Source organism: uncultured Acetobacteroides sp. (genome assembly GCF_963667355.2).
GTDB lineage: Bacteria > Bacteroidota > Bacteroidia > Bacteroidales > ZOR0009 > Acetobacteroides.
Window position 1 is genome coordinate 87,209 of sequence record NZ_OY763328.2, and the last position, 26,842, is coordinate 114,050.

General features: G+C 49.9%; 21 protein-coding genes. 4 read left to right on the forward strand and 17 right to left on the reverse strand.

Annotated features, from left to right (window positions below; genetic code table 11):
• Window position 1 precedes the first annotated feature (1 nt).
• The 3 genes from ACHZA1_RS00450 to guaB all read right to left on the reverse strand — a co-directional run bounded on the left by ACHZA1_RS00450 (window position 2) and on the right by guaB (window position 4,081).
• A complete protein-coding gene (locus ACHZA1_RS00450) occupies window positions 2–1,375 on the reverse strand; it encodes a peptidylprolyl isomerase (protein WP_320053268.1) in 1,374 nt (457 codons plus the stop codon).
• A 7-nt stretch (window positions 1,376–1,382) separates the two neighbouring features.
• A complete protein-coding gene (locus ACHZA1_RS00455; protein ID WP_320053269.1) occupies window positions 1,383–2,240 on the reverse strand; it encodes a hypothetical protein in 858 nt (285 codons plus the stop codon).
• A 374-nt stretch (window positions 2,241–2,614) separates the two neighbouring features.
• Window positions 2,615–4,081: an IMP dehydrogenase gene (gene guaB / locus ACHZA1_RS00460; RefSeq protein ID WP_320053270.1), complete on the reverse strand. Its 1,467-nt coding sequence runs from the start codon at window positions 4,079–4,081 to the stop codon at window positions 2,615–2,617.
• Window positions 4,082–4,567: 486 nt separating this feature from the next.
• Between guaB and ACHZA1_RS00465 the strand changes: the two genes are divergently transcribed.
• On the forward strand, window positions 4,568–6,469 hold the full coding sequence (locus ACHZA1_RS00465; RefSeq protein WP_320053271.1) for an ATP-dependent DNA helicase RecQ: 1,902 nt from the start codon (window positions 4,568–4,570) through the stop codon (window positions 6,467–6,469).
• Window positions 6,470–6,563: 94 nt separating this feature from the next.
• Window positions 6,564–7,964 (forward strand): MFS transporter, encoded by a 1,401-nt coding sequence (locus ACHZA1_RS00470; RefSeq protein WP_320053272.1) that lies wholly within the window; start codon window positions 6,564–6,566, stop codon window positions 7,962–7,964.
• A 144-nt stretch (window positions 7,965–8,108) separates the two neighbouring features.
• On the opposite strand, the gene ACHZA1_RS00475 is transcribed toward ACHZA1_RS00470, so the two are convergent.
• The 12 genes from ACHZA1_RS00475 to ACHZA1_RS00530 form a co-directional block, all read right to left on the reverse strand.
• Window positions 8,109–9,374, reverse strand: coding sequence for an adenylosuccinate synthase (locus tag ACHZA1_RS00475; protein WP_320053273.1), 1,266 nt, complete (start codon window positions 9,372–9,374; stop codon window positions 8,109–8,111).
• A 267-nt stretch (window positions 9,375–9,641) separates the two neighbouring features.
• A complete protein-coding gene (locus ACHZA1_RS00480) occupies window positions 9,642–10,106 on the reverse strand; it encodes a transcriptional repressor (protein ID WP_320053274.1) in 465 nt (154 codons plus the stop codon).
• Window positions 10,107–10,261: 155 nt separating this feature from the next.
• Entirely contained in the window at window positions 10,262–12,544 is a 2,283-nt protein-coding gene (locus tag ACHZA1_RS00485) for a RelA/SpoT family protein (RefSeq protein ID WP_320053275.1), read from the reverse strand.
• Between the two features lie 165 nt (window positions 12,545–12,709).
• The gene (locus tag ACHZA1_RS00490) at window positions 12,710–13,987 is read right to left on the reverse strand and encodes a pitrilysin family protein (RefSeq protein WP_320053276.1); all 1,278 of its coding nucleotides are present in this window, start codon (window positions 13,985–13,987) and stop codon (window positions 12,710–12,712) included.
• 6 nt (window positions 13,988–13,993) lie between these two features.
• Window positions 13,994–15,232, reverse strand: coding sequence for a pitrilysin family protein (locus tag ACHZA1_RS00495; protein WP_320053277.1), 1,239 nt, complete (start codon window positions 15,230–15,232; stop codon window positions 13,994–13,996).
• A gap of 4 nt (window positions 15,233–15,236) precedes the next feature.
• A complete protein-coding gene (locus tag ACHZA1_RS00500; RefSeq protein ID WP_394701046.1) occupies window positions 15,237–16,184 on the reverse strand; it encodes an NAD(P)H-dependent flavin oxidoreductase in 948 nt (315 codons plus the stop codon).
• 623 nt (window positions 16,185–16,807) lie between these two features.
• Window positions 16,808–18,871, reverse strand: a complete 2,064-nt coding sequence (locus ACHZA1_RS00505; protein WP_320053279.1) for an acetate--CoA ligase family protein — start codon at window positions 18,869–18,871, stop codon at window positions 16,808–16,810.
• A gap of 509 nt (window positions 18,872–19,380) precedes the next feature.
• The gene (locus tag ACHZA1_RS00510; RefSeq protein ID WP_320053280.1) at window positions 19,381–20,307 is read right to left on the reverse strand and encodes a TIGR01777 family oxidoreductase; all 927 of its coding nucleotides are present in this window, start codon (window positions 20,305–20,307) and stop codon (window positions 19,381–19,383) included.
• 158 nt (window positions 20,308–20,465) lie between these two features.
• Window positions 20,466–20,831, reverse strand: coding sequence for a DUF3127 domain-containing protein (locus tag ACHZA1_RS00515; RefSeq protein ID WP_320053281.1), 366 nt, complete (start codon window positions 20,829–20,831; stop codon window positions 20,466–20,468).
• Window positions 20,832–20,837: 6 nt separating this feature from the next.
• A complete protein-coding gene (locus ACHZA1_RS00520) occupies window positions 20,838–21,275 on the reverse strand; it encodes a peptidylprolyl isomerase (protein ID WP_320053282.1) in 438 nt (145 codons plus the stop codon).
• A 117-nt stretch (window positions 21,276–21,392) separates the two neighbouring features.
• Window positions 21,393–22,205, reverse strand: coding sequence for an FKBP-type peptidyl-prolyl cis-trans isomerase (locus ACHZA1_RS00525; RefSeq protein ID WP_320053283.1), 813 nt, complete (start codon window positions 22,203–22,205; stop codon window positions 21,393–21,395).
• A gap of 89 nt (window positions 22,206–22,294) precedes the next feature.
• Window positions 22,295–23,041 (reverse strand): FKBP-type peptidyl-prolyl cis-trans isomerase, encoded by a 747-nt coding sequence (locus tag ACHZA1_RS00530; protein WP_320053284.1) that lies wholly within the window; start codon window positions 23,039–23,041, stop codon window positions 22,295–22,297.
• Between the two features lie 343 nt (window positions 23,042–23,384).
• Between ACHZA1_RS00530 and ACHZA1_RS00535 the strand changes: the two genes are divergently transcribed.
• Both ACHZA1_RS00535 and ACHZA1_RS00540 read left to right on the forward strand, forming a co-directional pair.
• Entirely contained in the window at window positions 23,385–23,870 is a 486-nt protein-coding gene (locus tag ACHZA1_RS00535) for a hydrolase (protein WP_320053285.1), read from the forward strand.
• Window positions 23,871–23,949: 79 nt separating this feature from the next.
• Window positions 23,950–24,849: a D-hexose-6-phosphate mutarotase gene (locus ACHZA1_RS00540; RefSeq protein WP_320053286.1), complete on the forward strand. Its 900-nt coding sequence runs from the start codon at window positions 23,950–23,952 to the stop codon at window positions 24,847–24,849.
• Window positions 24,850–24,993: 144 nt separating this feature from the next.
• On the opposite strand, the gene ACHZA1_RS00545 is transcribed toward ACHZA1_RS00540, so the two are convergent.
• On the reverse strand, window positions 24,994–26,028 hold the full coding sequence (locus tag ACHZA1_RS00545; protein WP_320053287.1) for an Acg family FMN-binding oxidoreductase: 1,035 nt from the start codon (window positions 26,026–26,028) through the stop codon (window positions 24,994–24,996).
• A 72-nt stretch (window positions 26,029–26,100) separates the two neighbouring features.
• The gene (locus ACHZA1_RS00550) at window positions 26,101–26,667 is read right to left on the reverse strand and encodes a Crp/Fnr family transcriptional regulator (protein ID WP_320053288.1); all 567 of its coding nucleotides are present in this window, start codon (window positions 26,665–26,667) and stop codon (window positions 26,101–26,103) included.
• Between the last annotated feature and the right edge of the window lie 175 nt (window positions 26,668–26,842).

Here is a 26,842-nt window from a genome sequence, read left to right on the forward strand (position 1 = left end):
CCTATTTAATCCAACCTTTTTTACGGAAATCGCACTTTACATACGAAGGATCGATTCGGATGTACATCTTTTGGATGCTTTCACCCAGCCACTTCTCAAAATATTCTTCCTGCTTTTTTTGAAGGGCTATATCCTGAATTTGCTTAAAGTCATCCTTTAGATTGGCCACGTGCGAAGGAATAAACTTCTCGATCTTGGTAATCTTTACCACAGCCTGCTGAGCATCATCTATTGATTCGTAGGGCTGTGAAATTTGTCCTTCCTTTAAGCTGCTAATTGAGTAGTAATCTTTTGGATTGATGTAGTCCTTATCGAACTTGGTCGTGTTGTAGTTAATGTTTGAGTTGTATGGAACCATATTAACCACTAGACCTCCATTCAAACGGCTATTCTTGTCTTCAGAAAATCGAAGCGCAGCCTTTTCGAAGGTTAGCGAATCTAGACGTACAAGATTGGCAATGCTATCGAGCTTATTTATAACCTGCATCTTATGCTCTGCCGAAAAATCGGGCTTGATAAGGATATGGCGTGCATTAAATAGGTCTCCCTTGCGCTCGACCATCTGAATGATGTGGAAACCGTACTCTGTTTCTACAATATTCGAAACCTGACCTTCCCTAAGGTTGGCACAAGCCTCGGCAAAAGGCTTAACATAATTCTTGCCCGGAGCGAAGCCTAATTCGCCGCCACGCTTAGCCGACTCCACATCCTGCGAATATAGGATGGCTAAGTTTGCAAACTTCTCGCCCTTTAGAATACGCTCGCGAATGGAAAGTAGCTTATCCTTAGCTTCTAACTTGGCATTGCTACCTGCTGGTGGGTAAAGAACGATCTGACGGAATACGTACTGATCGGGAAGTAGTGGAAGGCTATCCTTGGCAAGCTTGCTGTAAAACCTTTGTACATCCGTTGGGGTTATGGTAACCTTCTCCATTATGGAAGAACGCTCCTGCCCTGCCAAATACTGATCCTTGATGGTTTCGCGAAGCTCCTGCTTAATCTGAAAGGCTGTCTTTTTATACATTTCCTCAACAGCCTTCATTGATCCCATGGTGGCAACAAGCCTATCCATTCTATCTTGTAGCTGGCCTTCTACCCCCATCTGGTTTATCTTAATGCTATCGATGCGTGCCTGGTTTAGGAGCAGCTTCTCGGTTAGCATCTGCTCTAGTAGCTGACACTTTACATCGCCTGTAGTAGGAAGTTCGCCGCTTTGCTTCATCATCAGCAAGCGCTGATCGATATCCGATGCAAGTATAATATCCTTACCAACAACTGCTACGATATAATCCACCACACCCTTTTGCTGGGCAAAGGAGAGGAATCCGGTGGTTAGAAAAAATAGCGTTAGTACAACTTTTAAAAGCTTTCGCATATAGAATTTATTTATTATCAACGTAAACTTTCACCTTTTTTTGGCGCTTTGCATTCTCGAAAACGCCCTTTTCCAAGCCCTCAATGAGTTCCTGACGACGCTTATTGAGGATTACGCTTTTGATGTTCTCCATTTCGTAGTCGAAAGGCGAGAGCGAACCTTTGAGCTTATACTGCCTTACCGATACAAAGTAGGTATAGGCGTTGTCGTGCTGCTCAAAGTTGGGATTTTTTACCAAGAATTCATCCGCATTTGCGGGTTTTGTTGGCAGCTCGCTCAATATTTCATTAAAGAAGACCCATTTATCGTTAAAGTAGTCAAAGTTTTCGGCAGCCTGACGCCCAATGCTCTCCAGCTCCTTCATCGACGACTCGCCGCTGCCCTTGTATAGCGATCGGATCTTATCGAGGTAGGGTGAGGTGGTCTTTATCTTAATGTAAAGCGCCTTTACAATGGAGGCGGTGAGGACAAAGCTTTGCGAGTTGGCGCTGTACACCTTCTGGATTTCCTCCTTCGAGACGTTGGTGTCGAGCTTTTGGTTTAGGAACTGCTGCTCGTAGCGGTTGATCAGCAGGGTGCTTCGGTAGTCGTCGAGTTCCTGCTCCACATCCTTATCGGAGCTTGATAGGTTATCCTCGGCGAGGTTCAGCAGGATTTGCTTACGAGTCCAGCTATCGATGTACCCCTTAAGTATAGCAAGGCTGTCGGAGGGCTTCACCCCTTCGGGAAATATGTTTTTTACATCCGATATGTAGAGCTTTTTCCCAAACGCCTCCGCGATAGGCTCGTCCTGGGCGTCCCTAAAAAAGGAACAGGCCGATGCTCCAACCATAAGCACAAGTAAGTACAGTCCTTTTCTCATCATCCTTTTGCCAGTTTTGCTGACAGCCTACAAAAATAGGTAAATAGCCGATTTTATTACTATAGATAACGGATGGCATCGCCATTTTATTAGCGGATTTGAAAAAAAATAGCCGTTTCGGGAGAGGTGAGGCCGCTTTCGCACATAGGCTCAGCGGCCACCATGCGACACCAACGTTTCCATTAACGCCTTTGACATCATCAGCAAACCCCACACCTGCCCCTCCCAAGGAGGGGAAAAGCAGCCTTGATTGTAGGCTAGGCCGCTATTCTTTAACCGTTTGTTATATGGAAATCCAAAGTATCATCTCGCATACATAAAAAGCCGAGCCACGCTAGCGGGTAGCGTGGCTCGGTTATATGGTAAGACCTACGGCTCTATCGGCTGTAGTTTGGTGCTTCGCTGGTAATCTGCACGTCGTGCGGGTGGCTCTCGTTCATTCCTGAAGATGTGATGCGGATGAACTTAGCATTCTTAAGCGCGGTGATGGTTGGTGCTCCGCAGTAGCCCATCCCGGCACGTAGGCCGCCAATCATCTGGTAGTAAACCTCGGCAAGATTACCTTTATATGCAACACGTGCAACGATACCTTCGGGAACCAGCTTCTTGATGTCGTCTTCCACATCCTGGAAGTAGCGGTCCTTAGAGCCCTGCTGCATAGCATCGAGCGAACCCATGCCGCGATACGACTTAAACTTACGTCCGTTGAAGATAATGGTTTCGCCAGGAGACTCCTCTACCCCAGCAAATAGCGATCCGGCCATGATGGTATCGGCACCAGCAGCCAGCGCCTTAACCACATCGCCCGAGTAGCGGATGCCGCCATCGGCAATAATGGGAACACCGGTGCCCTTTATGGCGTTGTACACATCCCAAACGGCCTCGAGCTGGGGTACGCCCACGCCGGCAATTACGCGGGTGGTGCAGATGGAGCCTGGCCCGATGCCCACCTTTACGGCATCGGCTCCGGCATCAACCAGCATGCGGGCGGCATCGCCGGTGGCGATGTTGCCGATAACCACGTCGAGGGCGGGGTAAGCCTTCTTGACCAGCTTCAGAAGGTCGATAACGCCCTTGGAGTGGCCGTGCGCGGTGTCGATAACGATGGCATCGACGCCCGCATCGACAAGCGCCTTGATGCGCACCATCGAGTCGGCGGTAACGCCTACGCCGGCGGCAACCCGTAGGCGGCCCTTAACATCCTTGCAGGCGTTAGGGTTATCCTTAATCTTGGTGATATCCTTAAAGGTGAGCAGGCCAACCAGCTTGTTATCCTTATCAACAACGGGCAGCTTCTCGATCTTATTCTTCTTGAGCAGCTCGGTGGCGGTTTCGATCTCGGTAGACATCGTGGTGATGATGTTATCCGAAGTCATCACCTCGCGAACGGGGCGGCTCAGATCCTCCTGAAAGCGCAGGTCGCGGTTGGTGACAATGCCCACAAGAGCGCTGCGGTCGTCGACAACCGGGATTCCGCCGATCTTATTCTCCTTCATCAGGCCAAGCGCATCGCCCACCGATCCGGAGTGGTGCAGGGTGATGGGGTCGTAGATCATGCCGTTTTCTGCACGCTTAACCTTACGAACCTCTGCGGCCTGCTTCTCGATGGACATATTCTTGTGGATTACCCCGATACCTCCCTCGCGAGCGATGGCTATGGCCAGCTCGGCCTCGGTTACGGTATCCATGGCAGCCGATACGATGGGTGCATTCAGCTTGATGTTACGGGTAAAGCGGGTGGAAATGTCGACGTTGCGGGGCAGCACTTCAGAATAGGCTGGTACTAAAAGAACATCATCGAAGGTTAACCCTTCGGCTACAAGCTTATCATTAATGAACGACATCAGGAGTGTTTTTTATAAAATTGAGCAAAAGTAGCCTTTTTCTGCTCACAGGCGGCCTACGCCCGGCAAGATTGACATTCTTTAATGGTACCCTTTAAGGCTAGTTGGCAGCCGATACGGTGGCTCAACAGCATCATGTAGCCCAAAGGAATCGGCGCTCAACGCTGCATGGCTCCATGCAACCCGTACTGAGATCAGTACGACTCCATGCATACTGCAGGAACCCGTACTGGAATCAGTACGACGCCATGCACACTGCAGGAACCCGTACTGGAATCAGTACGACGCCATGCACGCTGCAGGAACCCGTACTGAGATCAGTACGCCTCCATGCACACTGCAGGAACCCGTACTGGGATCAGTACGACGCCATGCACGCTGCAGGAACGCGTACTGGGATCAGTACGAAGCGTCGATCGCCCACCGAAGAATTCCCATTCCCAACATTTCGGTTATCTTTGCTGATGGCAACCGCAAACGGGATATATGGACATCTTCCACCAAATACTTAAGAAGTACTACGGCTACAGCAGCTTCAGGCCGCTGCAGCTCGACATCATCCAATCGGTGTTCGAGGGGCACGACACGCTTGCGCTGATGCCCACCGGCGGCGGGAAGTCCATCACCTTTCAGGTGCCGGCGCTGGCCAAGGGGGGCACCTGCCTGGTGGTGTCGCCGCTCATCGCGCTGATGAAGGACCAGGTGGAGAACCTAAAAAAGAAGGGGATCAGCGCCATGGCCATCCACTCGGGGCTTACCCGCCGCGAAATTGACATCGCGCTGGACAACGTGGCCTACGGCTCGGTGAAGTTCCTCTACCTCTCGCCCGAGCGGCTGGGCACCGACCTCTTCCTGGAGCGGCTGCAGAAGATGACCATCAGCATGGTGGCCGTCGACGAGTCGCACTGCATCTCGCAGTGGGGCTACGACTTCCGCCCCTCTTACCTCGAGATCGCCAAGCTGCGCGAGCACCTGCCCGACGTGTCCATCCTGGCCGTTACGGCCACCGCCACGCCCGAGGTGGCCGACGACATCTGCCTAAAGCTGAGCTTTAAGAACGAGCGGCGCTTCCAGTCGAGCTTCGAGCGCCCCAACCTGGCCTACGTGGTGCGCCGCTGCGACGACAAGGAGCAGCAGCTGGTCAAAATCGCCAGCAGCGTGAAGGGGTCGGGCGTGGTGTACGTCCGAAACCGGAACAAGACCAAGGAGATTGCCACCATGCTGGCCAAGGCGGGCATCTCGGCCGACTTCTACCACGCGGGGCTATCCACCGAGATGCGCAACCTGAAGCAGGACCGCTGGATCAAGAACCAGATCCGCGTGATTGTGGCCACCAACGCCTTTGGCATGGGCATCGACAAGCCCGACGTGCGCTTTGTGGTGCACCTCGATGTGCCCGACTGCGTGGAGGCCTACTTCCAGGAGGCGGGCCGCGGCGGGCGCGACCTGAAGAAGGCCTACGCCGTGATGCTCTTCAGCCAGGCCGACGAGGTGCAGGCTAGGGACAGGCTCGAGAAGTCGTTCCCGCCCATCGACGAGCTGCGGCGGGTGTACCATGCGCTCTACTCGTTCTACAACATCCCCTACGGCGGCGGCAAGGGGCAGGTGTACGACTTCAACCTGATGGAGTTCTGCACCCACTACCGCATGAGCACCCTGTCGGTGTACAACGCCACCCAGCTGCTCAAGAGCGAGGGTTACCTGGAGGTTACCGACGAGCTCGACAACCCCTCCAGGGCCATGTTCACCGTATCGCGCGAGGATCTGTACAAGGTGCAGGTGTCGCGCCAGGAGCTCGACGCCATCACCAAGCTGCTGCTGCGCACCTACACCGGCCTCTTCTCCAGCTACGCGAATATCGATGAGGGATACCTGGCCAAGATATCGGGGGTGAACGTCCAGGTGGTGTACGAACTGCTCAAGCAGCTCACCAAGGCGGGCGTCATCAACTACATCCCCCGAAAGAAAACGCCGCTGATCATCTTCACCGAGGAGCGCCTCGACGACAGGAATATCCGCTTCTCGCCCGAGAACTACCGCCTGCGCAAGGAGCGCTACCAGCAGCGGCTCAACGCCATGCTCGACTACTGCAACGCCCCCCAGTGCCGCAACCAGCAGCTGCTGGCCTACTTCGGCGAGCAGAGCCACAAGCCCTGCGGCGTGTGCGACGTGTGCCTCGAAAAAACCGAGTTGGAGATGGCCCGCCACGAGCAGGACACCATCAAGGGTGACATTCTCAAGGCCATTGGCAACAGCGGTGCCCTACCCAGTACCATTACCGAATCCGTAAAGTTCCCCCCCGAAAAGGTAGCCACCGTCCTAAGCTGGATGATCGACACGGGCATGGTCGAAATAGTCGGCGAAAAGGTGGTTTCAAGAATCGCTTAGCTTTTCGTCACTCTTTTTTTTAAAATTCTTTCACTTTTCGAATCACGTTAGCCCATTTTGTTTAGTTTTGCGACAAACAAAAATTAACTGCTACATGACAGAAAAAATTCACAAAGTCCTTTCTGATTCTAAAGCGGCAAGATGGACAGCCCTAGGGCTTGTAGCCTTCTTGATGTTCTGCGGCTATTTCGTAACCGACGTAATGGCTCCGCTTAAAGGACTGCTCGAGGGACAACTCCACTGGAATAGCGTGGACTACGGTGTGTTTACTAGCGCCTACGGATGGTTTAACGTATTCCTACTGATGCTCATTTTTGGAGGTATAATACTAGACAAAATGGGCGTTCGATTTACAGGATTAATGGCCGCCGCCATCATGTTTATTGGCGTATGCATTAAATACTGGGCAATATCCACCCACGCTCTCGACGGACAGGTTTGGAAAGTCATCGTTTGGGACGTCAATGCCCAAGTTCTAATGGCAGGTCTGGGGTACGCCATTTTTGGAGTAGGTATCGAAATAGCGGGTATCACCGTTTCAAAAACCATCGTAAAGTGGTTTATGGGAAAAGAAATGGCGCTTGCAATGGGCCTCGAGATGGCGGTTGCACGTATTGGTACTGGTCTTGCGCTAGGCACCGCGCTTCCAATTGCGAATTCCTTTAATAACGTCTCGAAACCCGTTCTTTTTGGAGTGGTCATGGTAATAATCGGCTTGATTTCCTTCATCGTTTACACCTTTATGGATAGGAAACTCGAAGCATCCATTACCGCCGTTGGGATTCAAAACAATGTAGTAGAGGAAGAGGAAGAATCGTTTAAAATTAGCGACATATTTAGCATTCTTGGAAACAAAGGTTGGTGGCTGATCGCGCTTCTTTGCCTACTGTTTTACTCTGCAGTATTCCCATTCCTAAAGTATGCTGCTGATTTGATGGTTCAGAAGTTTGATATTAATCCAAATCTTGCAGGAGCCATCCCTTCGATGCTTCCATTTGGAACCATTATCCTCACCCCTCTTTTTGGTAACCTATACGACCGAAAAGGCAAAGGCGCTTCCATCATGATTCTTGGATCGTTAATACTAGTGATGGTACACCTTTTATTTGCTATTCCATTCTTCAACAGTTGGCTATTTGCTATTGTTCTTACCATTATTTTGGGTATTGGCTTCGCGCTTGTTCCATCTGCTATGTGGCCTTCCGTTCCTAAAATTATCCCAGAAAATCAACTTGGTACCGCATACGCTCTTATTTTCTGGGTTCAGAATATTGGTCTAATGGGTGTTCCTGCTCTAATTGGGTGGATACTTAACACCTACTGTATTACAGGTACAAGAGTTATTAATGGAATAACCCTTACAACCTACAACTACACGCTTCCAATGCTTACATTCGCCAGTTTCGGTGTGCTTGCAGTTGTTCTTGCTTTCATGCTTAAGCGCGAAGATGCTAAAAAGGGTTATGGACTCGAACTTCCTAACATTAAGAAATAGGGAAATCTACAATATTTTAAAGGCATTCCATTTCGGGGTGCCTTTTTTATTTGAATCTTGCTGTAGCAGGAACTAAGCAAACGTAAAAAAACCGCCATTCATTGCTGAATGGCGGTTTGTATATAGCAGAAAGAAAAGAAATATCTACAGCGAACGAACGATGGTTGCCTCGCGATCTGGGCCAACCGATACCACCTGAATAGGTACACCAGTTTCGGTTTCGATGTACTTGATGTAGTCCTTTAGTTCAGCAGGTAGTTCATCGTAAGCTTTGCACTTCGAGATGTCTTTTTTCCATCCCTTGAATTCCTTGTAAACAGGCTCAATTTTTGCCTCAATATCGTAGGGTAGATAATCGATAACCTCGCCGTTTACCTTATAGGCAACAGCCACCTTAATGGTGTCGAAGGTATCGAGGATATCCGCCTTAGTCATAATAAAGCCAGTAACACCGTTAAGCATTACCGCATACTTTAGGGCAACCAAATCTAGCCAACCTGTACGGCGAGGACGACCTGTTGTTGCGCCAAACTCGCGGCCAATACGGCGAATCTCCTCACCCACCTCATCGTCGAGTTCGGTAGGGAACGGACCGCTACCTACGCGGGTGCAGTATGCCTTAAATATTCCGTAAACGTTACCAATACGCGAAGGAGCAAGACCCAATCCGGTACAAGCACCAGCACAAATGGTATTCGAAGAGGTTACAAATGGGTAAGAGCCAAACTCTATATCGAGAAGCGATCCCTGAGCACCTTCGGCAAGAATCGACTTCTCCTCCGTAAGGTACTTGTTAATCTCATGCTCGCTTTCTATGAACTTAAATCGCTTAAGGTTCTCAATACCTTCGAACCACTTCTGCTCGTATTCTGCAACATCGTACTGGAAATCGTAATGCTTAAGCATGTCCATATGCTTTTGCTTTAGCGCCTCGTACTTTTGCATGAAAGATGGCGAGATAACATCGCCTACACGAAGGCCATTACGACCAGTTTTATCCATGTAAGTTGGCCCAATACCTTTAAGAGTCGAACCAATTTTGGTTTTACCTTTTGATGCTTCCGAGGCAGCATCAAGTATACGGTGGGTAGGAAGTATTAAATGCGCTCTTTTCGAAATGACAAGCTTCTTGGTAAGATCAGCGCCGAACTCTTCGATCTGCTTAATCTCTTCCGAGAGAATTACTGGGTCAATAACAACGCCATTGCCAATGAGGTTGATGGTGTCGTGGAATATACCGGAAGGGATGGTGTGAAGAACAAACTTTGAATCGTTAAATTCAAGCGAGTGACCAGCATTTGGCCCCCCCTGAAAGCGTGCAATAACCTCGTATTTCGGAGTAAGCACGTCAACCACCTTACCTTTCCCTTCGTCTCCCCATTGAAGACCTAAAACAACATCTACTTTCATCGGAAGAAGCATTAAATTATATTGTTCATATACAACCCGCAATACCAAACACAAGGGGTGCAAAGTAGTGCGGGTCGCAGTTGCTCTTTTTTTACAGTTCGTAAAGGTATAAAATTATGCAACCGTCCTATGTTAATCATTATGAATTCTATATTATGCAACAAAGGGAAACTGACAGAATCAGTTCCCCTAATATTTATGCTTTGTAAAGCGATGAGGTGCTAGATGTCGCTTATCTAATGGGCATCACGAAACACAAGCAGCCTGCTATTGCTCCTCGGGCTTTTTGCTTTTACATTTATTGCAGATACCGTAGAAGTAGAGTGAATGGTAGGCAATCTTAAAGTCCATCAGCCTACCGGCAGTATCCTTAATCTCCTGTATCCGGGGATCACAAAACTCGATAACATCACCACACTCTAGGCAGATTAGGTGATCGTGCTGGCTACACTCGAATGCCTTTTCGAATTGAGCCAAGTTCTTTCCAAACTGGTGCTTGGTAACCAATCCACATTCCAGAAGAAGTTCTATGGTGTTGTAAAGCGTAGCACGGCTTACTCGATAGTTCTTATTTTTCATGTAGATGTAGAGAGTTTCTACATCGAAGTGACCTTCGCGGGAGTAAATCTCTTCAAGAATAGCAAATCGTTCAGGAGTTTTACGGTGTCCTCGTTTCTCAAGGTAGTCGGTAAAAATTTTCTTAACGGTATCGCGGGAATCGATGCAAACCATAGCTCAATCTTTTATTCAAAACGGCTTTGCAAATTTATTTAGATTTATTATAAATCAAACTAAAATTGATGAATTATCCGAAGAAGAAGACCAACAAGTTAACAAGGGATGTGTAGACAAACACCTATCTCCTTACGTAAGCAGATGATTAAAGGCTATTCCTCCACCTTTTCTACACGATTGATGGAGTCTATGCCTTTTATCTTCATAAGACCTAGAATAAGGTTATTCAGGTCGGTTCTACTATGAACATATAGGTCAATATACCCTTCGAATATGCCATCGTGGCTTTCGATGGTAAATCGGCGCATATTAACGTTGAGTTGGTCTGAAATAAGCCCTGCAATGTCGCTTATGATTCCTATTCTATCTATTCCACGAACTTCAATTCGGCTAAGGAAGGACATCAGCTTGTGCACCGACCATTTTGCATTCACAATTCTATCGCCGTGCTGTGCCGAAAGGCGAATTGCTTCAGGACACCCTTTCTTGTGAATTACTACATTATCGTCCTCGTCGAGGTAGCCGATTACGTCATCACCAGGAATAGGTCTACAACATTCAGAACGAACATAGGAGAGTGTCGCCGTATTATCCACCACATTTTCCTCAAGCATGAATGGCTTCTTAATATCGACGCTAGGCTTCTCCTCTTCCTCAAAATCTCGATTTGAATTGGTATTAATATGAACTAATCCACCAAAGGTAATATTCCAGTAGCGGACAAAGCGGTTGGGCTTGTTTTGCTTTAGGATATTCTTAAAATCATCGATATTAATGATACCGGCACCAATCTTACTGTAAAATTCCTCCTTCGATTGCATCTTATAGGCAGGAAGCAGCTTATTCAGAACTCGTGAATTTGGGGTAAGCCCCAATTCCTGTAGGCGGCTGGCAAGAATCTCTTTACCTTTTGCTATTCGATTCTTCACTTCGGACTTCATCGCACTTTTGATGTACGATTTTGCCTTTGCGGTAGTCACAAAGTTGAGCCATTCGCTCTGTGGTTTTTGGTTATTCGCGGTAAGTATCTCCACCTGATCCCCGCTATTAAGGATATGGTTAAGCGGCACCAATTTGTGGTTCACCTTCGCCCCTATTGAGTGATTGCCAATCTCCGAGTGAATCTCGTAGGCAAAATCAAGCGCGGTTGCACCTTGGGGCATGACCTTCTCCATCCCTTTAGGGGTAAACAGCACAATTTCGGCTCCAAAAAGGTTAAGTTTAAAATCCTCCAAGAACTCTATTGCATCGCTTTTAGGGTCTTCGAGCAGCTCGCGAATACGACGTATCCACTTATCAATTTCCGACTCCCTCTCAGCAGCAGTTTGATCACCGGACTTATACTTCCAGTGGGCAGCAAAGCCGCGCTCGGCAATATCGTTCATGCGCTCAGACCGAATTTGCACTTCTACCCATGTACCAAGAGGTCCCATTACTGTACAGTGCAAAGCCTCATAGCCATTTGCTTTGGGAGTACTTACCCAGTCGCGAAGTCTATCTGGTTTTGGCTTGTATATTTCGGTAATTATGGAGTAAATGTGCCAGCATTGTGCGCGCTCGGGTATTCCTGGTGATGGTTCGAAAACTATTCGAATGGCAAAGAGGTCGTAGATCTCCTCGAAGGATACTTTTTTCACCTGCATCTTTCTCCAGATGGAGTAGATCGACTTCATCCGGCTGCTCAACTCAAACACGATGTTGCTTTCCTGCAGTTTTTCTAGAATTGGGTGAGTAAACTGCTGTATTAGCTCGTGTCGGTTGGCCTCAGTCTCCTCAATCTTCTTAAGAATCCTATCGTACGCCTCGGGGAAGCGGTACTTTAGGCTTAAATCTTCTAACTCCGACTTGATGGCATAAAGCCCTAGGCGATGGGCTAACGGGGCAAAGAGGTAGATGGTTTCGCTGGCAATCTTCATCTGCTTATGCGGAGGCATCGAATCGAGCGTCCGCATATTATGGAGCCTATCCGCCAGCTTTATGATAATAACCCGAATGTCGTCAGTAATGGTGAGCAGCATCTTCCGAAAGTTCTCGGCTTGAAGCGAGGCGTTCTGGTCGAACACCCCCGACATCTTGGTTAACCCATCAACCATATAGGCGATCTTGGTTCCAAACCGATGCTCAATATCCTCGATGGTAAACTCGGTATCCTCTACCACATCGTGCAGCAATGCGGAGGTTATAGACTTTGCCCCTAGCCCAATTTCGTGGGCTACGATGCGCGCTACAGAGATGGGATGTAGGATATAGGGCTCACCGGACTTACGCCGCACCCCCATGTGGGCTTCGTTGGCAAACTCGAATGCCTTACGAATCATTGCCACACCATTCTCGTCAATTTGGCGTATGCAGCTGCTGAGCATCTCTTCGAAACGCTCGTTGACCATATCCTGCTCTTCCTGTATCGATAATTGGGGCTGCTCCGCTTTTGCCATCGTCCGTTAACCTAAAATTTCAACAACCGTAATTTGCTACGGTGGCTTATGTCTAATCCGTCTATTTTAAAACAAGTGGCCTAATATAACTAAAAAAGGGACTGTATTGTACCCATTAACGGTTTACAACAATGTGCCTGCTTCAAAAATTCAGCCTATGAAGGGCTATCGCTTCCCCACAACTATTTCGGAGTAGTCCTTGGGATCGAGATACCTTTGGGCTAGCGCCAAAAGTTCGTCGGAGGTAATGCTCTTGATCCTTTCGAAGTGCTGCGAGATGAAGCTGATGGGCAGCCCCGACTGGTACAGGTCGAGGATGGCATCGACGATGCTGAACGGCCCATCGAGCATGCGAAGCATTTCGCCTACCATGTAGTTAACCACCAACGCTAGTTCCTCCTCTCCTATCTTTTCTGCACGAAGGAGCTGCATCTCCTTTACCACCTCCTCGATGGTTGGGTTGGTTACCCCGCATCCCACCTCGGTGGAGATGGTGAGGTAGTCGCTCTCCTGCATGGACACCAATGACGAGAATATGCCATAGGTATACCCCTTATCCTCGCGAATGTTGGCCATTAGGCGAGAGCCAAAGTAGCCGCCGAGGACGGTGGTAAGCACCTGCATCCCCGAATAGTGGGGATGGTTGCGAGAGAAGAGCACCCGTCCCATGCGAATGGCGGACTGCACTGCATCATCCTTTTGTATGAAGATGCGACTAGGCGCTGGAAGCTCGGATAGGCTTACTATTGGGGCATCAGTAGTGTTACGGCGGATAACGGCATCGAACTCGCGAGCTACATTGGCGACAATCTCCTCGGTTACCATGCCAGACACAAACAGCAAGCCCCCTGGGGTAAGGTATCGCTCGCGATGAAATGCCCGCAAATCGTCCGACGAGAGGGCATCGTAGTCCTCTGGCTCGGCATAGGAACCGTAAGGGGTCGCTTTTCCGTATAGAGCTGCGGCAAACTGCTCGCGCGCCTGGTACATCACCTTTGCCTTGTCGATAGCCATGGTGCTCTTGCGCTTCTGACGGTAGGTTTCGAACTCGTGCTCGTCGAAACTGGGGTATAGCACGATGTCCGTTAGCAGCTCGATGGTCTGGTAGAGGTATTTCTCCAAGCAGAACGCCGACACCACCGCATGATCGCGGTCGATGCTGTAGTCGATGTGCGACCCGTAGAAGTCGAGCTTTTCGGCAAGTTCCCGGGCGCTGTAGTTCTTGGTGCCATCGGACAGGAGCCCCATGGTGGACGATGCCTGCAGCATCTTCTGCTGGTACTTGGTGCCCGCGGGGAACTGCAGGGTAATGCGTACTATATTTTGGGTGCCTATCTTCAGCCAAAGCACCTCGCGCTGGTCGGCGGTGAGGTACTTGTTGGGAGTAGGAATCTCCAGCGTGACCGGTAACGAATACTCGGGTTGGATTGCTCTGTTTACCATGTTTCCCTATTTTTTTGCGATGTAACGAAGGGTCGACGAGTTGCTCTCGAGCAGCAGCGCGGCTGCTGCCTTTGCGATATCGTCGGCGGTGACGGCGCGGTAGCTATCCACCTCGGTGTTTATCATGCCGGCATCGCCGAGCATCTGGTAGTAGCCCAGGTTCATCGCCTTGTTGAGAATGCTGGTCTCGCCAAACACGATGGAGGCTTCGTACTTATTCTTCACCTTTTCGAGCTCGTACTCCGAGATCTTCTCGTTGGTAACCCGTTCAATCTCCTCGGCAATGGCTGCTTCGGCAGCATCAAAGGAAATGCCCTCGCTGAGCTTGCCCGAGAACACGAACAGCCCCGGGTCGACATCGCCCGAGAGGTAGGCGTTTACCTCGGTAAACAGGCGGCGCTCCTGCACCAGGTTGCGGTAGAGGCGCGACGAACGGCCGTTCGATAGGATATCCGACAGCATATCGGTGGCATGATACCCGCAGCCTAGCCTATCGGCCATGTGGTACACCTTGTAGAGCGCCGATGTGGGCACCTCGCGCTCCACCTCAAGGAAGCGAGCCTCGGCTTGCTTGGGCTCCTGTGAAATGATGCTTCCATCGAGCGGTTGGGCAGGAAGATCGCCAAACCACTTCTCGGCCAAGTCGAAGATGTACTGGCTATCAAAATCGCCCGTTACGCTCAGGATGGCGTTGTTGGGGCTGTAAAAGCGCTGGTAAAAGTCGCGCACGTCGGCGAGCGTGGCGTTGGTGATGTGCGACGTCTCCTTGCCGATGGTGGGCCACTGGTAGGGGTGCACCGTGTAGGCGAGCTTGCGCAGCAGCAGCCACAGGTCGCCGTAGGGCTGGTTGAGGTAGCGCTGGTTGAACTCCTCCACCACCACGTTCTTCTGCACCCCGAGGCTTTGCTCGTTGATGTTGAGCCCGAACATGCGGTCGGACTCCAGCCAGAAGGCCGTCTCGATGTTCTCCTTGGGGAGCGTCTCGTAGTAGTTGGTGTAGTCGTTGTTGGTAAAGGCGTTGTTCTCGCCGCCGGCCATCTGCAGCGGATCGTCGAACGAGGGCACGTTTGCCGAGCCGCTAAACATCAGGTGCTCGAAGAGGTGGGCAAAGCCCGTGCGCTCGGGCGACTCGTTGCGCGAACCCACCTTGTAGAGCAGGTTAAAGGCAGCCAAGGGCGACGAGCCATCGCGGTGCGCGATAACCGTTAGCCCGTTGGCTAGCGTATGCTTTTTAAAATCGATCATCAACCTAGAATTTAATGGATGATAGGGCCGCTTGTGCTTGGCTAAACTCAGCAACAAGCTCATCTACGATTTGTTTAACAGGCTTAATGGCCTTTACCATCGAGGCGATCTGCCCGATCTCGAGCTCGCCCTCCACCAAATCGCCCTCGAAGATGCCCTTCTTGGCGCGGCCGCGGCCCAGCAGCTCCTTGAGCTCCTCGGCGGCGGCTCCGCGATCCTCCAGCTGAGCCACCTTCTGGTAGAATTCGTTTTTGATAAGGCGGGTTGCACCAATCTTCTTAAGGCTAAGCATCGTATCGCCCTCCTCGAGCGCGATGCAGCGCTGCTTGAAGGCCTCGTGGGCCGACGATTCCTCGGAAAGGGCAAAAAGAGTTCCGATTTGTACCCCATCGGCGCCCAGCGCCATGGCGCCCAGCATGCCGCTGCCCGACCCTACACCGCCTGCCGCAATAAGCGGAAGCGTGGTGGCCTTACGCACCTGCGGAATCAGCGCAAAGGTGGTGGTCTCCTCACGTCCGTTGTGGCCACCAGCCTCGAAGCCCTCGGCCACCACGGCATCAACGCCCGCCTCCTCGCACTTGCGCGCGAACTTGGAACTCGACACTACGTGTACCACGGTGATGCCGTTATCCTTTAGGTGCTTGGTCCAGGTTTTGGGGTTCCCAGCCGAGGTAAAGACCACCTTAACCCCCTCCTCGACGATGATCTGCATGATCTTCTCAATCTCGGGGTAGAGCAGCGGCACATTTACGCCAAACGGCTTGCTGGTGGCCGCCTTGGCCTTCTGTATGTGCTCGCGCAGCATCTCGGGATGCAGCGATCCGGCCCCGATAAGGCCCAGTCCGCCCGCCTCCGATACCGCTGCGGCCAAGCGCCAGCCGCTGCACCATACCATTCCACCTTGAACTATCGGATACTTTATATTGAAAAGGGAGGCAACTCGGTTACTCATAGCTTCATCTTTTATTTTGACCTGCAAAAGTAGCAAAAGAATGCTACTATCTGCCCGCATACTGAAATTATGCGCACGCCCACACCGCGTTAAGGCAGGCGCCTCCCCCTCCGGCACAAAGGGGCAATCCTTGCAGGCTGCCTAAAACTTCGAAATCGGACATGAAGGCATCTATATCCGGTGAGCAAACCAAAATCCTGCACATTGTTGCCTCTTGAATGTCTGCACGGAGCTAAAAACCTATGCATTTTATCTTCATGCAATATGCATGGAAAATAATACACATGCTATTTTTAATTCTGCAATATGCATATATATAATTTCTCTTGCATTTTACTCTTCTACAACATGCATAGCCATAATTACAATTGCATTTCATCATCTTGCATTAAGCATGGTAATAATTTCACATGCATTTTATCATACTACATTATACATGGCTATAATAGCACATGCATTTTATCTTCTTACCGTATGCATGGATAAAAAATCAGTAACTTTTATCTCTTTGCAGCTTGCACGAGCCAAAAAACCGTAAACGAAAGCCTCATGCACTGCCCCACACCTCCCAACGCAGGAAAGGGCAGCCGAAGCCGCCCTTTCCGTATGCTGTAGCACATCGCCTACTTCTCTATGCGGATACGCGCATCCACGGCCACCACCCTATCGCGGGTGCCGAGCAGCGGGTTGATGTCCATCTCGAATATCTCGGGGGCAACCCGGCATAGCGCCGAAACCCGCGCGATAACCTCGGCATACTGCGCCTCGTTAACGGGCTCCTGCCCTCTTGCGCCCTCAATAATTTTGTACGACTTAAGCCTGCGAATCATATCGTGCGCCTCGCCGATGCCAATAGGTGCCAGGCCTGCGGTAACATCCTTTAGTACTTCGATAAAAATACCCCCAAGCCCGCAGAAGATCAGGTGGCCGAAGTCGCCCTCCTGCTTTGCACCAACAAATAGCTGGGTGCCGCTAAGCATGGGCTGAAGCAGGATGGCCGTGGTATCCTTAATCTTCATCATCCGGTCGAACTCCTTAAGGGCGGTCGCCTCGTTGGTCACGTTAAGCACCACCCCGCCAACATCCGACTTGTGCACGGGCCCTACCACCTTCATCACAATTGGGTAGCCGATCTCGCCGAGCGCAGCAGCGCAGGCCTCTGGGGTCGCAACCACCATCTCCTTCGCGCGTGGCACGCCTGCAGCATCGAGCAGCATCTGCACCTTATCGGGCGACAAGTAGCCATTCGCAGCCTCGTCCACCACCCTGCGGATTTTGGCGGCATCTACGGCATACTGATGCGAATCGGCATCCAGAACAGCAGGCTTGGGCGTGTTGTAGACCTTGGCAAGCGCAGCGCCAAACACCACCTCGTCGGGGAAGTTGATGCGCCCCTTTTCGAGGAATGCCGCAATCTCGTCCTTTACGTTGATAACGCTGGGCAGTACGGGATAAATCGACTTCTTGCACTCCTTCATCTTCTGGTCGAGCACATCGTACACATCATAAACGGGGAAAAGCCCGGGGCTACCAAAGATGACGGCCATGGCGTCCACCTCGTCGAAGTCGTGCTCGCAGGCGTCGATGATATCGGCCAGCTGCTGCGCCGTACCTGTTGCCAAAAAGTCGATTGGATTGGCCACCGACGATCCCGCGAAGAGCTTTTCGAGAAGATCCTTTGCCTTGGGGCTTGTAATAGGAGGTACGTTAAGCCCGTTGTTCGAGAGGACATCGGTAAGCATCACCGCAGGGCCACCCGCATGGGTAATCACCGCAACATTCTTCCCTTTCAGCTCCGGGTGCATGAAGATGGAGGCGATGGTAGACAGCTCCTGCCTGCCGCCGCACCTAACGATGCCCGCCTTGCGGAACAAGGCTTCCACAGCAACATCTGGGCTGGCAAGCGCCCCCGTATGCGACGAGGCAGCGCGGCTCCCGGCCTCCGACGAGCCCGACTTAATGGCCGCAATCCGGCACCCTTTAGAGATGAGCGACGAGGCATGCTTAAGCAGCATGTCCGGCTTATTGATGCTCTCGATATAAATCAGCTTTACCTTCGAGCTCTTGCCCTCAACGTAGGTCTCATCAAGGTGCTTAATAACATCCTCGACCCCCATCTGGGCGCTATTCCCAACGGAATACACGCTAGAAAAGGTTAAGCCATTAGGAATTCCCGATTCCATGATAAAAACAGCCGTAGCACCCGATCCCGAGATAAAATCGACGCCCATGGGGTCGAGCTTCGGGATTGGCGTGATGAAAACCCCCTGATAGTTGGAGTTCATAACCCCCACGCAGTTGGGGCCAATCAGGCAACCGTTATTTGCGTTGATGATATCCACGATCTCTTGCTCCAAGCGAGCCCCCTCCTCATTCTCCTCATGAAATCCAGCAGAAAGGATGATAAAGGCTTTCGTGCCCTTCTTCTCGGCCAACTCGCGCACCGATGCAGGACAAAACTTTGCAGCAATGGCCAGAATAGCCAAATCTACATGAGGGAGATCCGCTACGGTTTTAAATGTTTTTACGCCCTGAACATTTTCGGCCTTAGGGTTTACCACCATAAGGTCTCCTGCGAAGCTTCCATCTATGAGATTCTTAAGAACCTTGCCTCCTGGTTTTTGAATATCGTCGCTACCGCCAACAACAACTATGCTCTTGGGGTTTATCAGTTGTTCGTTTATCATATTAATACCTTTTACTTTTGACGGTAAAAATACTACTTTAAAACAAACCACAGCAATTTTGCATCACATTTACACCACAAACCCCAATTGCAGCTACAATGTAGAAGTCATTTCGCCATTTTTACGACAAAACAGAAGAATAATACACCCTCTCTTCCAATAAATGCTAAGGCACTATAACGATTTAGGTGGGTAAGTCCCACTACTGGCTTCCTATTCAACCGCAGAACAGTTGAATAGGAAGCCAGTAGAAATTGCATCGAATGCAATACGGTATAATTCGTATTCAACACCTTCGGATTATGGTTTAACAGCCATAGTGCGGCATTAATCAAGGGTAAGCATAGCGCCTAACCTTCATTACGGTACATTGAAGACCTTAAGAGCGTCAACGCGATAGCCCCGAGAGAAACTCGGGAGGGTAGAACAAGGGAAGTAAACAGCCACGAAATAGTTGATTGAATTCTTTAGCAAACGGCCAACCCCAGTTATACAGCCAACCCCAGTTGCTACAGAGTCGACTTTAAGGCATCCTGCAACAACGAGTATTTAAAATGGTAACCAGACTCAACAAGCCTACGAGGAGCGACTATCTTACCTCCCAGAATCACCTCGTTAGCCATTTCCTTTCCAAACAGAAGCCGAACGAACCACGCAGGGATAGATAGGAACGTGGGACAATGCAAGACATCTCCAAAATCTTTCACAAACGCGCTATAGGTACATGGATTAGGCGCTACAAGGTTGTAAACTCCCGATGCTGCCTTATCCTTTATAAGATGAGCTATTGCTCCAACCTCATCATCAATATGAATCCATGGAAAAGGCTGACTTCCCTTCCCCACAGCACCTCCCAGCCCCAGCTTAAATAAAGAAGCCTGCTTTTTAATGAATCCGCTATTGCTGCCAAGCACAATCCCTGTGCGAATAATGGCTAACCGCGGAATAATATTTTCTATGGGAAGTATGGCATCCTCCCACTGCTTGCAAACCTCCGAGAGGAAACCGGTGCCCTGCTCCGAAAACTCATCTATTTCAACCTCATCCTTCCTCTCGTACTTATAGCCGTAATACCCAACCGCCGATGCCTGCACTACCACCTCCGGCTTATGGGCTGCTTGTTGAATAGCCAGACAAAGTACGCTAGCAGAGTTTATCCGTGATGATAATATGGATTCTTTACGCTCGGGTGTCCAGCGCTTATCGGCAACACCTTCGCCTATCAGGTTAATCACAGCATCTGCCCTTTTAACTATCGAAACCAGCCCATCAACAGACCTTCCGTCCCACTGCACGTAGGAAACTGACCTAGATCCTTTATCGGCACCAGCAGCAGGTCGTCGTGAAACTACAACAGTTTCCCATCTCTCTCGAACTAGATGTTGCACCAGATGAGAACCAATAAACCCCGAGCCTCCGAGAATTGCTACCCGCATTACTTACTATTTTAGAACCCCAAAATTACACCAAATTGAATGAAGCATTCCACACTAAGCATTGAATGCTGGAACTAGATGCCTTCTGTAGTTGGAATGTTGAAAAAGTAAGCCCATAAAAAAACCTCTGCCAAAACAGAGGTTTTAATCATTTATCATTAGAATGGAAGATCTTCGTTGCCCTCCATTGAATCAACAGGAGGTGGAATTTCGCCGGGGAATGGAGGCATATCCGCAGGACCGTTACCCTGAGACATTGGTGTGATTCTCCATGAACGGAGATCGGTGTACCAGCGCTCGTTGTACTCGCGCGATTCCACGTTAAAACTAACCGTTAAGCTGTCACCAACATTAACCCTGCTTAGGTCGTTAACCTTATCGCCCCAAGCCGAAAAGCAAACCTTTTTGGGATACTGCTCGGTAGTTTCGATAATAAAATCTTGCTTTACCCACTCGCCATTTTTTCCGGCACCACGCTGCTGAGGTAAAACCTTTAGCAGCCTACCTGATACTTCTAAACTCATTATATTTTACTCTTCAAAAATTTCAATCTTAATAATCTTATCACCCTGACGGATAAGGTCGATAACCTCTAATCCCTCGTAAACCTTTCCAAAAACGGTATGGCGACGGTCAAGATGCTGAGTGTTTTGACGGTTATGGCAAATGAAGAACTGAGAGCCTCCGGTATCCTTGCCTGCATGTGCCATCGAAAGCACACCTCTGTCGTGATACTGATTGTTTCCGCTGGTCTCGCACTTAATGCTGTAGCCTGGACCACCTGCACCAGTACCATCTGGGCATCCACCCTGAATTACGAAGTTTGGAATTACACGGTGAAAATTAAGTCCGTCGTAAAAGCCAGACTTAGCCAACTTACAGAAGTTATCAACGGTGTTAGGTGCATCTTCCTCGAAGAATTTAACCTTCATCACCCCTTTCTCGGTATGAATTGCTGCTGTTCTCATCTATTTGTCTATTTTTTGTTTGCCCGCAAAGGTAAGCAATATTATGTTTTAAACGGATAGTAAAAAAGCCGCCTCCGAGGATAATTCGAAGGCAGCTTACATATAAGTCGTCTACAACTATTTCTTTTTTGCCTTAGAGGCATGGGCTGCTGCTTTTGCTGGAGCCACGTTTTTTGTAGGAACCGCAACCTTAGGTTGAGCAACAGAGGCGTTGCTGACCTTAACGTCTAGCAGCTCTATTTCGAAAATTAGGGTAGAGTTACCAGGTATAGCATTTCCTGCTCCATTCTCTCCATATCCCAACTTCGATGGAATATAAAGCATAACCTTACCGCCTTTCCCTATTAACTGAACGCCTTCGGTCCATCCAGGAATAACCTGATTTAAAGGAAAGGTAATAGGCTTACCGTAGTTCTTCGAAGAGTCGAACACCTTTCCATCAATTAGCGAACCTGTGTAGTGTACAACAACGGTATCGGCAGCCTTAGGCTTTAACTTAAGATCACCAGGATTGATGATTTTGTACTGCAACCCGCTAGGTAGTTCAACTACGCCAGCCTCCTGCTTATTCTTTGCAAGAAACTCTGCGCCTTGCTTAAGCGCATTCTCCGTTGCTTCTCTATGGATTCGTCCAAAGTACGATTGAACGATACCCATCGCCTCCTTTTCGTTGATTTGGAGGTTTTGCGGATTATTGCTTAGCATATCCTTAATAGCCTTTGCAACGATGATCTCATCAACACCTTTCACCTTGAAGTTTCGAAGGCTCTGACCAACGGTAAGACCAATGGCGTAGCTTACCGAATCGGCTTCGCTGTTAAGCTTAAACGTTTTCAGCGAATCGGCATTCTGAATAGCACCAACCGAAGACGAATAGGAAAACGAGTTCATGCCAACAAAAGCAATTGCAACTAAGAGTACTTTTTTCATTTGGGTTTGATTTTTCAAATTAAATGGCAGAAAAAAGGCTGTCGACATAAATATGATGACAGCCTTTTGTATTTTAGAATAGAAGCGAACTATTTCTTAGCACCGCCCTTGATTACATCAAGAAGCTCAACTTCAAAAACAAGGGTAGAGTTTGCAGGGATTACATTACCAGCACCTTTTTCGCCATAGGCAAGGTTAGCAGGAATGAAAAGTTTAATTTTACCACCCTTACCAATCAGCTGAAGACCTTGAGTCCATCCAGGAATAACGCCACCTAGTACGAAACGAGCAGGCATTCCTTGCTTCTTCGAAGAGTCGAATTCCTTACCATTGATAAATGTTCCTGTGTAGTTAACAACCACAGTATCGGTAGCGGTTGGCTTAATATTTTGGTCACCAGGAGCGTTAATCTTATATTGAAGACCGTTTGGAAGAGCAACTACGCCCGATTCCTTCTTGTTCTTTGCCAAAAATTCTTCTCCTTCTTTTACATTCTTGCTTGCAACTTCCTTTTGAAGCTTAGTGAAGTATGTTTGGATAACGGTCATGGCCATTTGATCGTTCATCTTAACCTTAGTAGTATCCCCGCTCAATACATCTTCAATTGCCTGTGCAAGAACTTTCTCGTTAATATTTTGAGCATGATAACCTTCTAGGTTACGTCCGATACTTACACCAAAAGCATAGCTGGCGGAATCTGCTAGGTTAGCAAACTTGTGTCCTCCCTTTCCGCAAGAAGAAAGAAGGAAAGCTGCAACAACAGTTGAAAGAATAACAACTTTAAACTTCATAATTGTGAACATTAAATTTTTCAGCGAAAATACTCTATTATTCATTACCCTGTTCAAAAATCAGGTAAATAATAGCACATTCATGTTAATTTTTGGATTTAAGTATAATCCTACACAAGTCTAATAGAACTTATTATTGTTGTAAAAGTTCAGAAATTCCCCTATCAATTCCATCACTTCACAACAATTTATTCGATCGCTTTAAGTCCAATATGCACGCATTTAAAATTTTATCTGTTAAATATGTAGACTACAGAAGCAGTCCCATTTCAAGCATTCAGAACACTCAAGCAACTACCAAACACAGCACACCCCATCAACAAAAATGGGATTATTGCCATACAATATATAAATTAGCATCATAAAATCAACAGCAAAGGAGGCTACTATGACAACTACCTCACAATCGGATTCAACATGCTGCCCTGTGTTCGACCCTATACCTTGGGACGATAGAATCGTTAAATGGGAAAATAAGAAGTTTATAAAGGATAAGGTATGTACACTATTCTACATGCCCATCAACTTCGGCAAGGTTATGAAACGGATCTTTGATCTATTCTCGAAGGCAAGCGCCGATGTACCCGATTACCTCTGCCTCTCCGATCATACATCGCGATGGAATATGGACATCTACCTAGCAACAGATAGGGAGATTTCTGGCGCCCAGAATACCACCATAAGCGGCAAGTTCTACTGCAAGGTTTACGAAGGTTCCTTTAAGGATACCGGCAAATGGTGCGACGACTCCAAAACCATCGCACAGCAAAAGGGCTACACCATTAAGAAATGGTACATGTGGTACACCACCTGCCCCAAATGCGCCAAAAAGTACGGTAAGAACTACGTCGTAATCATTGGTCAGGTGGAGTAAACAACCTTAAACTTGCAGCCATGCTGCGCCAACTACGCACAATATCGTCCTAACAGAAATATAAAACAGACATTTGAAGATGAACACAAACCAACTAAACCAGCAGTATGCCATCAGCGGGCATATCGACTTTAAGGAAGAAAATGGGCTAATCGTAGCCAAGGTAGCCAACAGGCTAGCCTGTGCAACCATATCGCTATACGGCGCACACGTACAGCAATACCAGCCAAACGGGCAAAAAGAGGTGCTTTGGATGAGCCCACAAAGCGCATTCGAAGTGGGAACGCCCATCCGTGGCGGAATCCCTATCTGCTTCCCTTGGTTTGGACCGAACCCCGAAGATAGCAGCAAGCCTGCACACGGTTTCGCCCGCCTTAGCACCTGGGATGTTGTAAAAACGGCAGCCCTACCTACCGGAGATACCGAAATTGTACTAGAGCTTAGGAATAGCAGCGACACCGAAGGGCTTTGGCCATTCAGCTTTACAGCATCGCTAACCGTTGTGGTGGGCAAAAGGCTAGAGGTTACGCTCTGCTACACCAATACCGGCAGCAGCCAGCCTTTTACGGTGAGCGACGCGCTGCACAGCTACTTTAACGTAAGCGATGCCGGCAAGGTAGGCATCGAGGGATTAAGCGGATACCGCTACTACGATGGATTCGAAAAGGAGCCCACTCACACCCAGAACGAAGCCATTCTTTCCATCGAAAAGGAGGAGAACAGAAGATATATCGACCACTCGGCAGCCTGTACCATCGCCGATGCTGCATGGAATCGCAAGATTCTCGTAGAAAAGCAGGGAAGCGAGGTTACGGTGGTATGGAACCCCTGGGAGGCTACCACAAAAACCATTGGCGACATCCCAGACGAGGGATACCGCTCGTTTGTATGCGTGGAGGCGGTAAATGCCTACGCCAACTCGGTTGTCCTACAACCCGGGCAGAGCCATAGCATCACCACCACAATCGGCATCGTGTAGCAGGAACATCATCGCGCAAGCGCATATCGTAAGGCGAGGGCAAACCCCCTCGCCTTTTTGTTATGGTATTTTGCCCTAGGCCTACATGCATAATCACAGGTTGTTGTTGTAAACTAGCAGCACAACGTTTCCCCAGATGGCAGCCTACTCCACCACAACATCCTCCACCGCCTTTCGGGGCGAGTAGGGTGCTGGTGGCGCGTAGCCGATGCGCAGCAGCAACATGGGGCGTTCGGTAGCGCTCAGCAGCTCCTGCTGAAGCTCACCTGCCAATGCTTTAACCTCGCAGGGCTGGTTTACATATGCGCAGGAGATGCCGAGCTGCGCCGCCGATAGCAGGAAGCGCTCGAGGCTACGGCCCGTCAGGATCCAATCCTCGGCGGTATTGCCCGAGGAGGTGAATAGCACCAGATGCGACGACGACCGTATCTTGGCCAAGTCGGCCTTGTTCTGCGCATCCGCCTTCAGAAATAGCCCAACAATACGCTTCCCCAGGCAGCGCGGGGTAGATGGCGAGCCCATCACCTTATAGGTTAGCCCATCGCTGCAGCGGCGCACCTCCCCTTTGTTAAATCGAATCCAAGAGAGAAGCTCCGCCTTAAATCCCCTATCGTTCATCTGCACCAAATTGCCGCGCATAACGTAGTCGGTAAGCCGTAGAAAGGAGCGCTCGTCCCTGCCAATAATGCGGCAGCGTATCCCCCGCTCGAGGGGCAGGCCTTGCAGCAGGGCGAGGGTATCGACAGCCACCACGCGCCCGCTGTACACGCTGCGGTTGGTTTGGCGCTTTTCGATGGCCCCGAAGAGGTACGAGGAGCCGCTGGCGCCGCCCCTTACGAGCCGAACGCTGATGTAGCAGCCGCCAGCGCTATCGACCACCGAAGGGATGGGCTGGTACCCCTGCTGGCTGGCGGCAAGGCAAAGGTTTTCGAGGGCGCACCCCAAGCTGATGTACAGCTCGCGGTTGTCGCCATCGACATTGGGCAGCGAGCAGCTGAGGTTGGGATGTATCTCTACGGCCGATTCGCGGATTCGGAACTTCCAGGGCTGCGTGTTATGCCCCGATGGCGCCTTGATGGCGCTCGCCACCATGCTCAGGTAGTCGGGGTTGTAGCCGCGGCCCAAGGCTGACTGGAACAGGGCCACCGATGTAAGAAGGAGCAATGCTTTATGTACCATGATATGGCTATTCGTTAATGCCCCAAAGGTACGCGCCCCCACTCGCCGGCTGCTGAACAAATGTGAAGAAAACTACCGGTTCTTGCGCAGGCGGCTAAGGTGCTGGGGGGTAATGCCGAGGTACGAGGCGATATGCTGAAGGGGGAAGCTGAGGATAACCTCCGGGTAGTACCGCATCATAAGGTCGTACCGCTCCTGGCCGCTCTTGGTCTGCAGCATCTCTATCCGCTTTTCGGCGGCAATGTACTGCTCCTCGGTGAGGATGCGCCTAAAGAGCTGCAGCTGGGGGATCAGCAGGGTGATCCGCTCCAGCTCGTCGCGATGGACCACCAGCAGCACCGAATCCTCGACGGCCTGAATGTACTCGTTCGAGGGCTTGTTGCGGATAAAGCTCGGGAACGACGTAATAAAGGAGCCAGCCATGGCAAAGTAGCAGGTAACCTCGTTGGCGCCATCGAAATGGAAGACGCGCAGCTTGCCGCTCACCATAAAGGCTACCTCGGTGCAGCGCTGGCCCGCCTCCACCAGGTAGCCGTTCTTTTTTAGGGATACCGGACGGAAAGCGTCCCGAAGCAGCGCCCGCTCGCCATCGGCAAGCCCAATGATGCTCTCCACGAATAAGAAAAACCTGTCGTACATAATCCTTGCTTTTACGGTACGCCACACCTCTGGCGTAAGGTTTCCGCAAAGATAGGAGGTATGCCGCATGGTGCTGCCACGCAAATGTTACCTTATGGCAGCGTCTTACCTCCCGCATCGCAAAGAAGTGGCCCCCTCGCCCACCGAGCACCACCTCGGGCAGGGCGGAGCATCG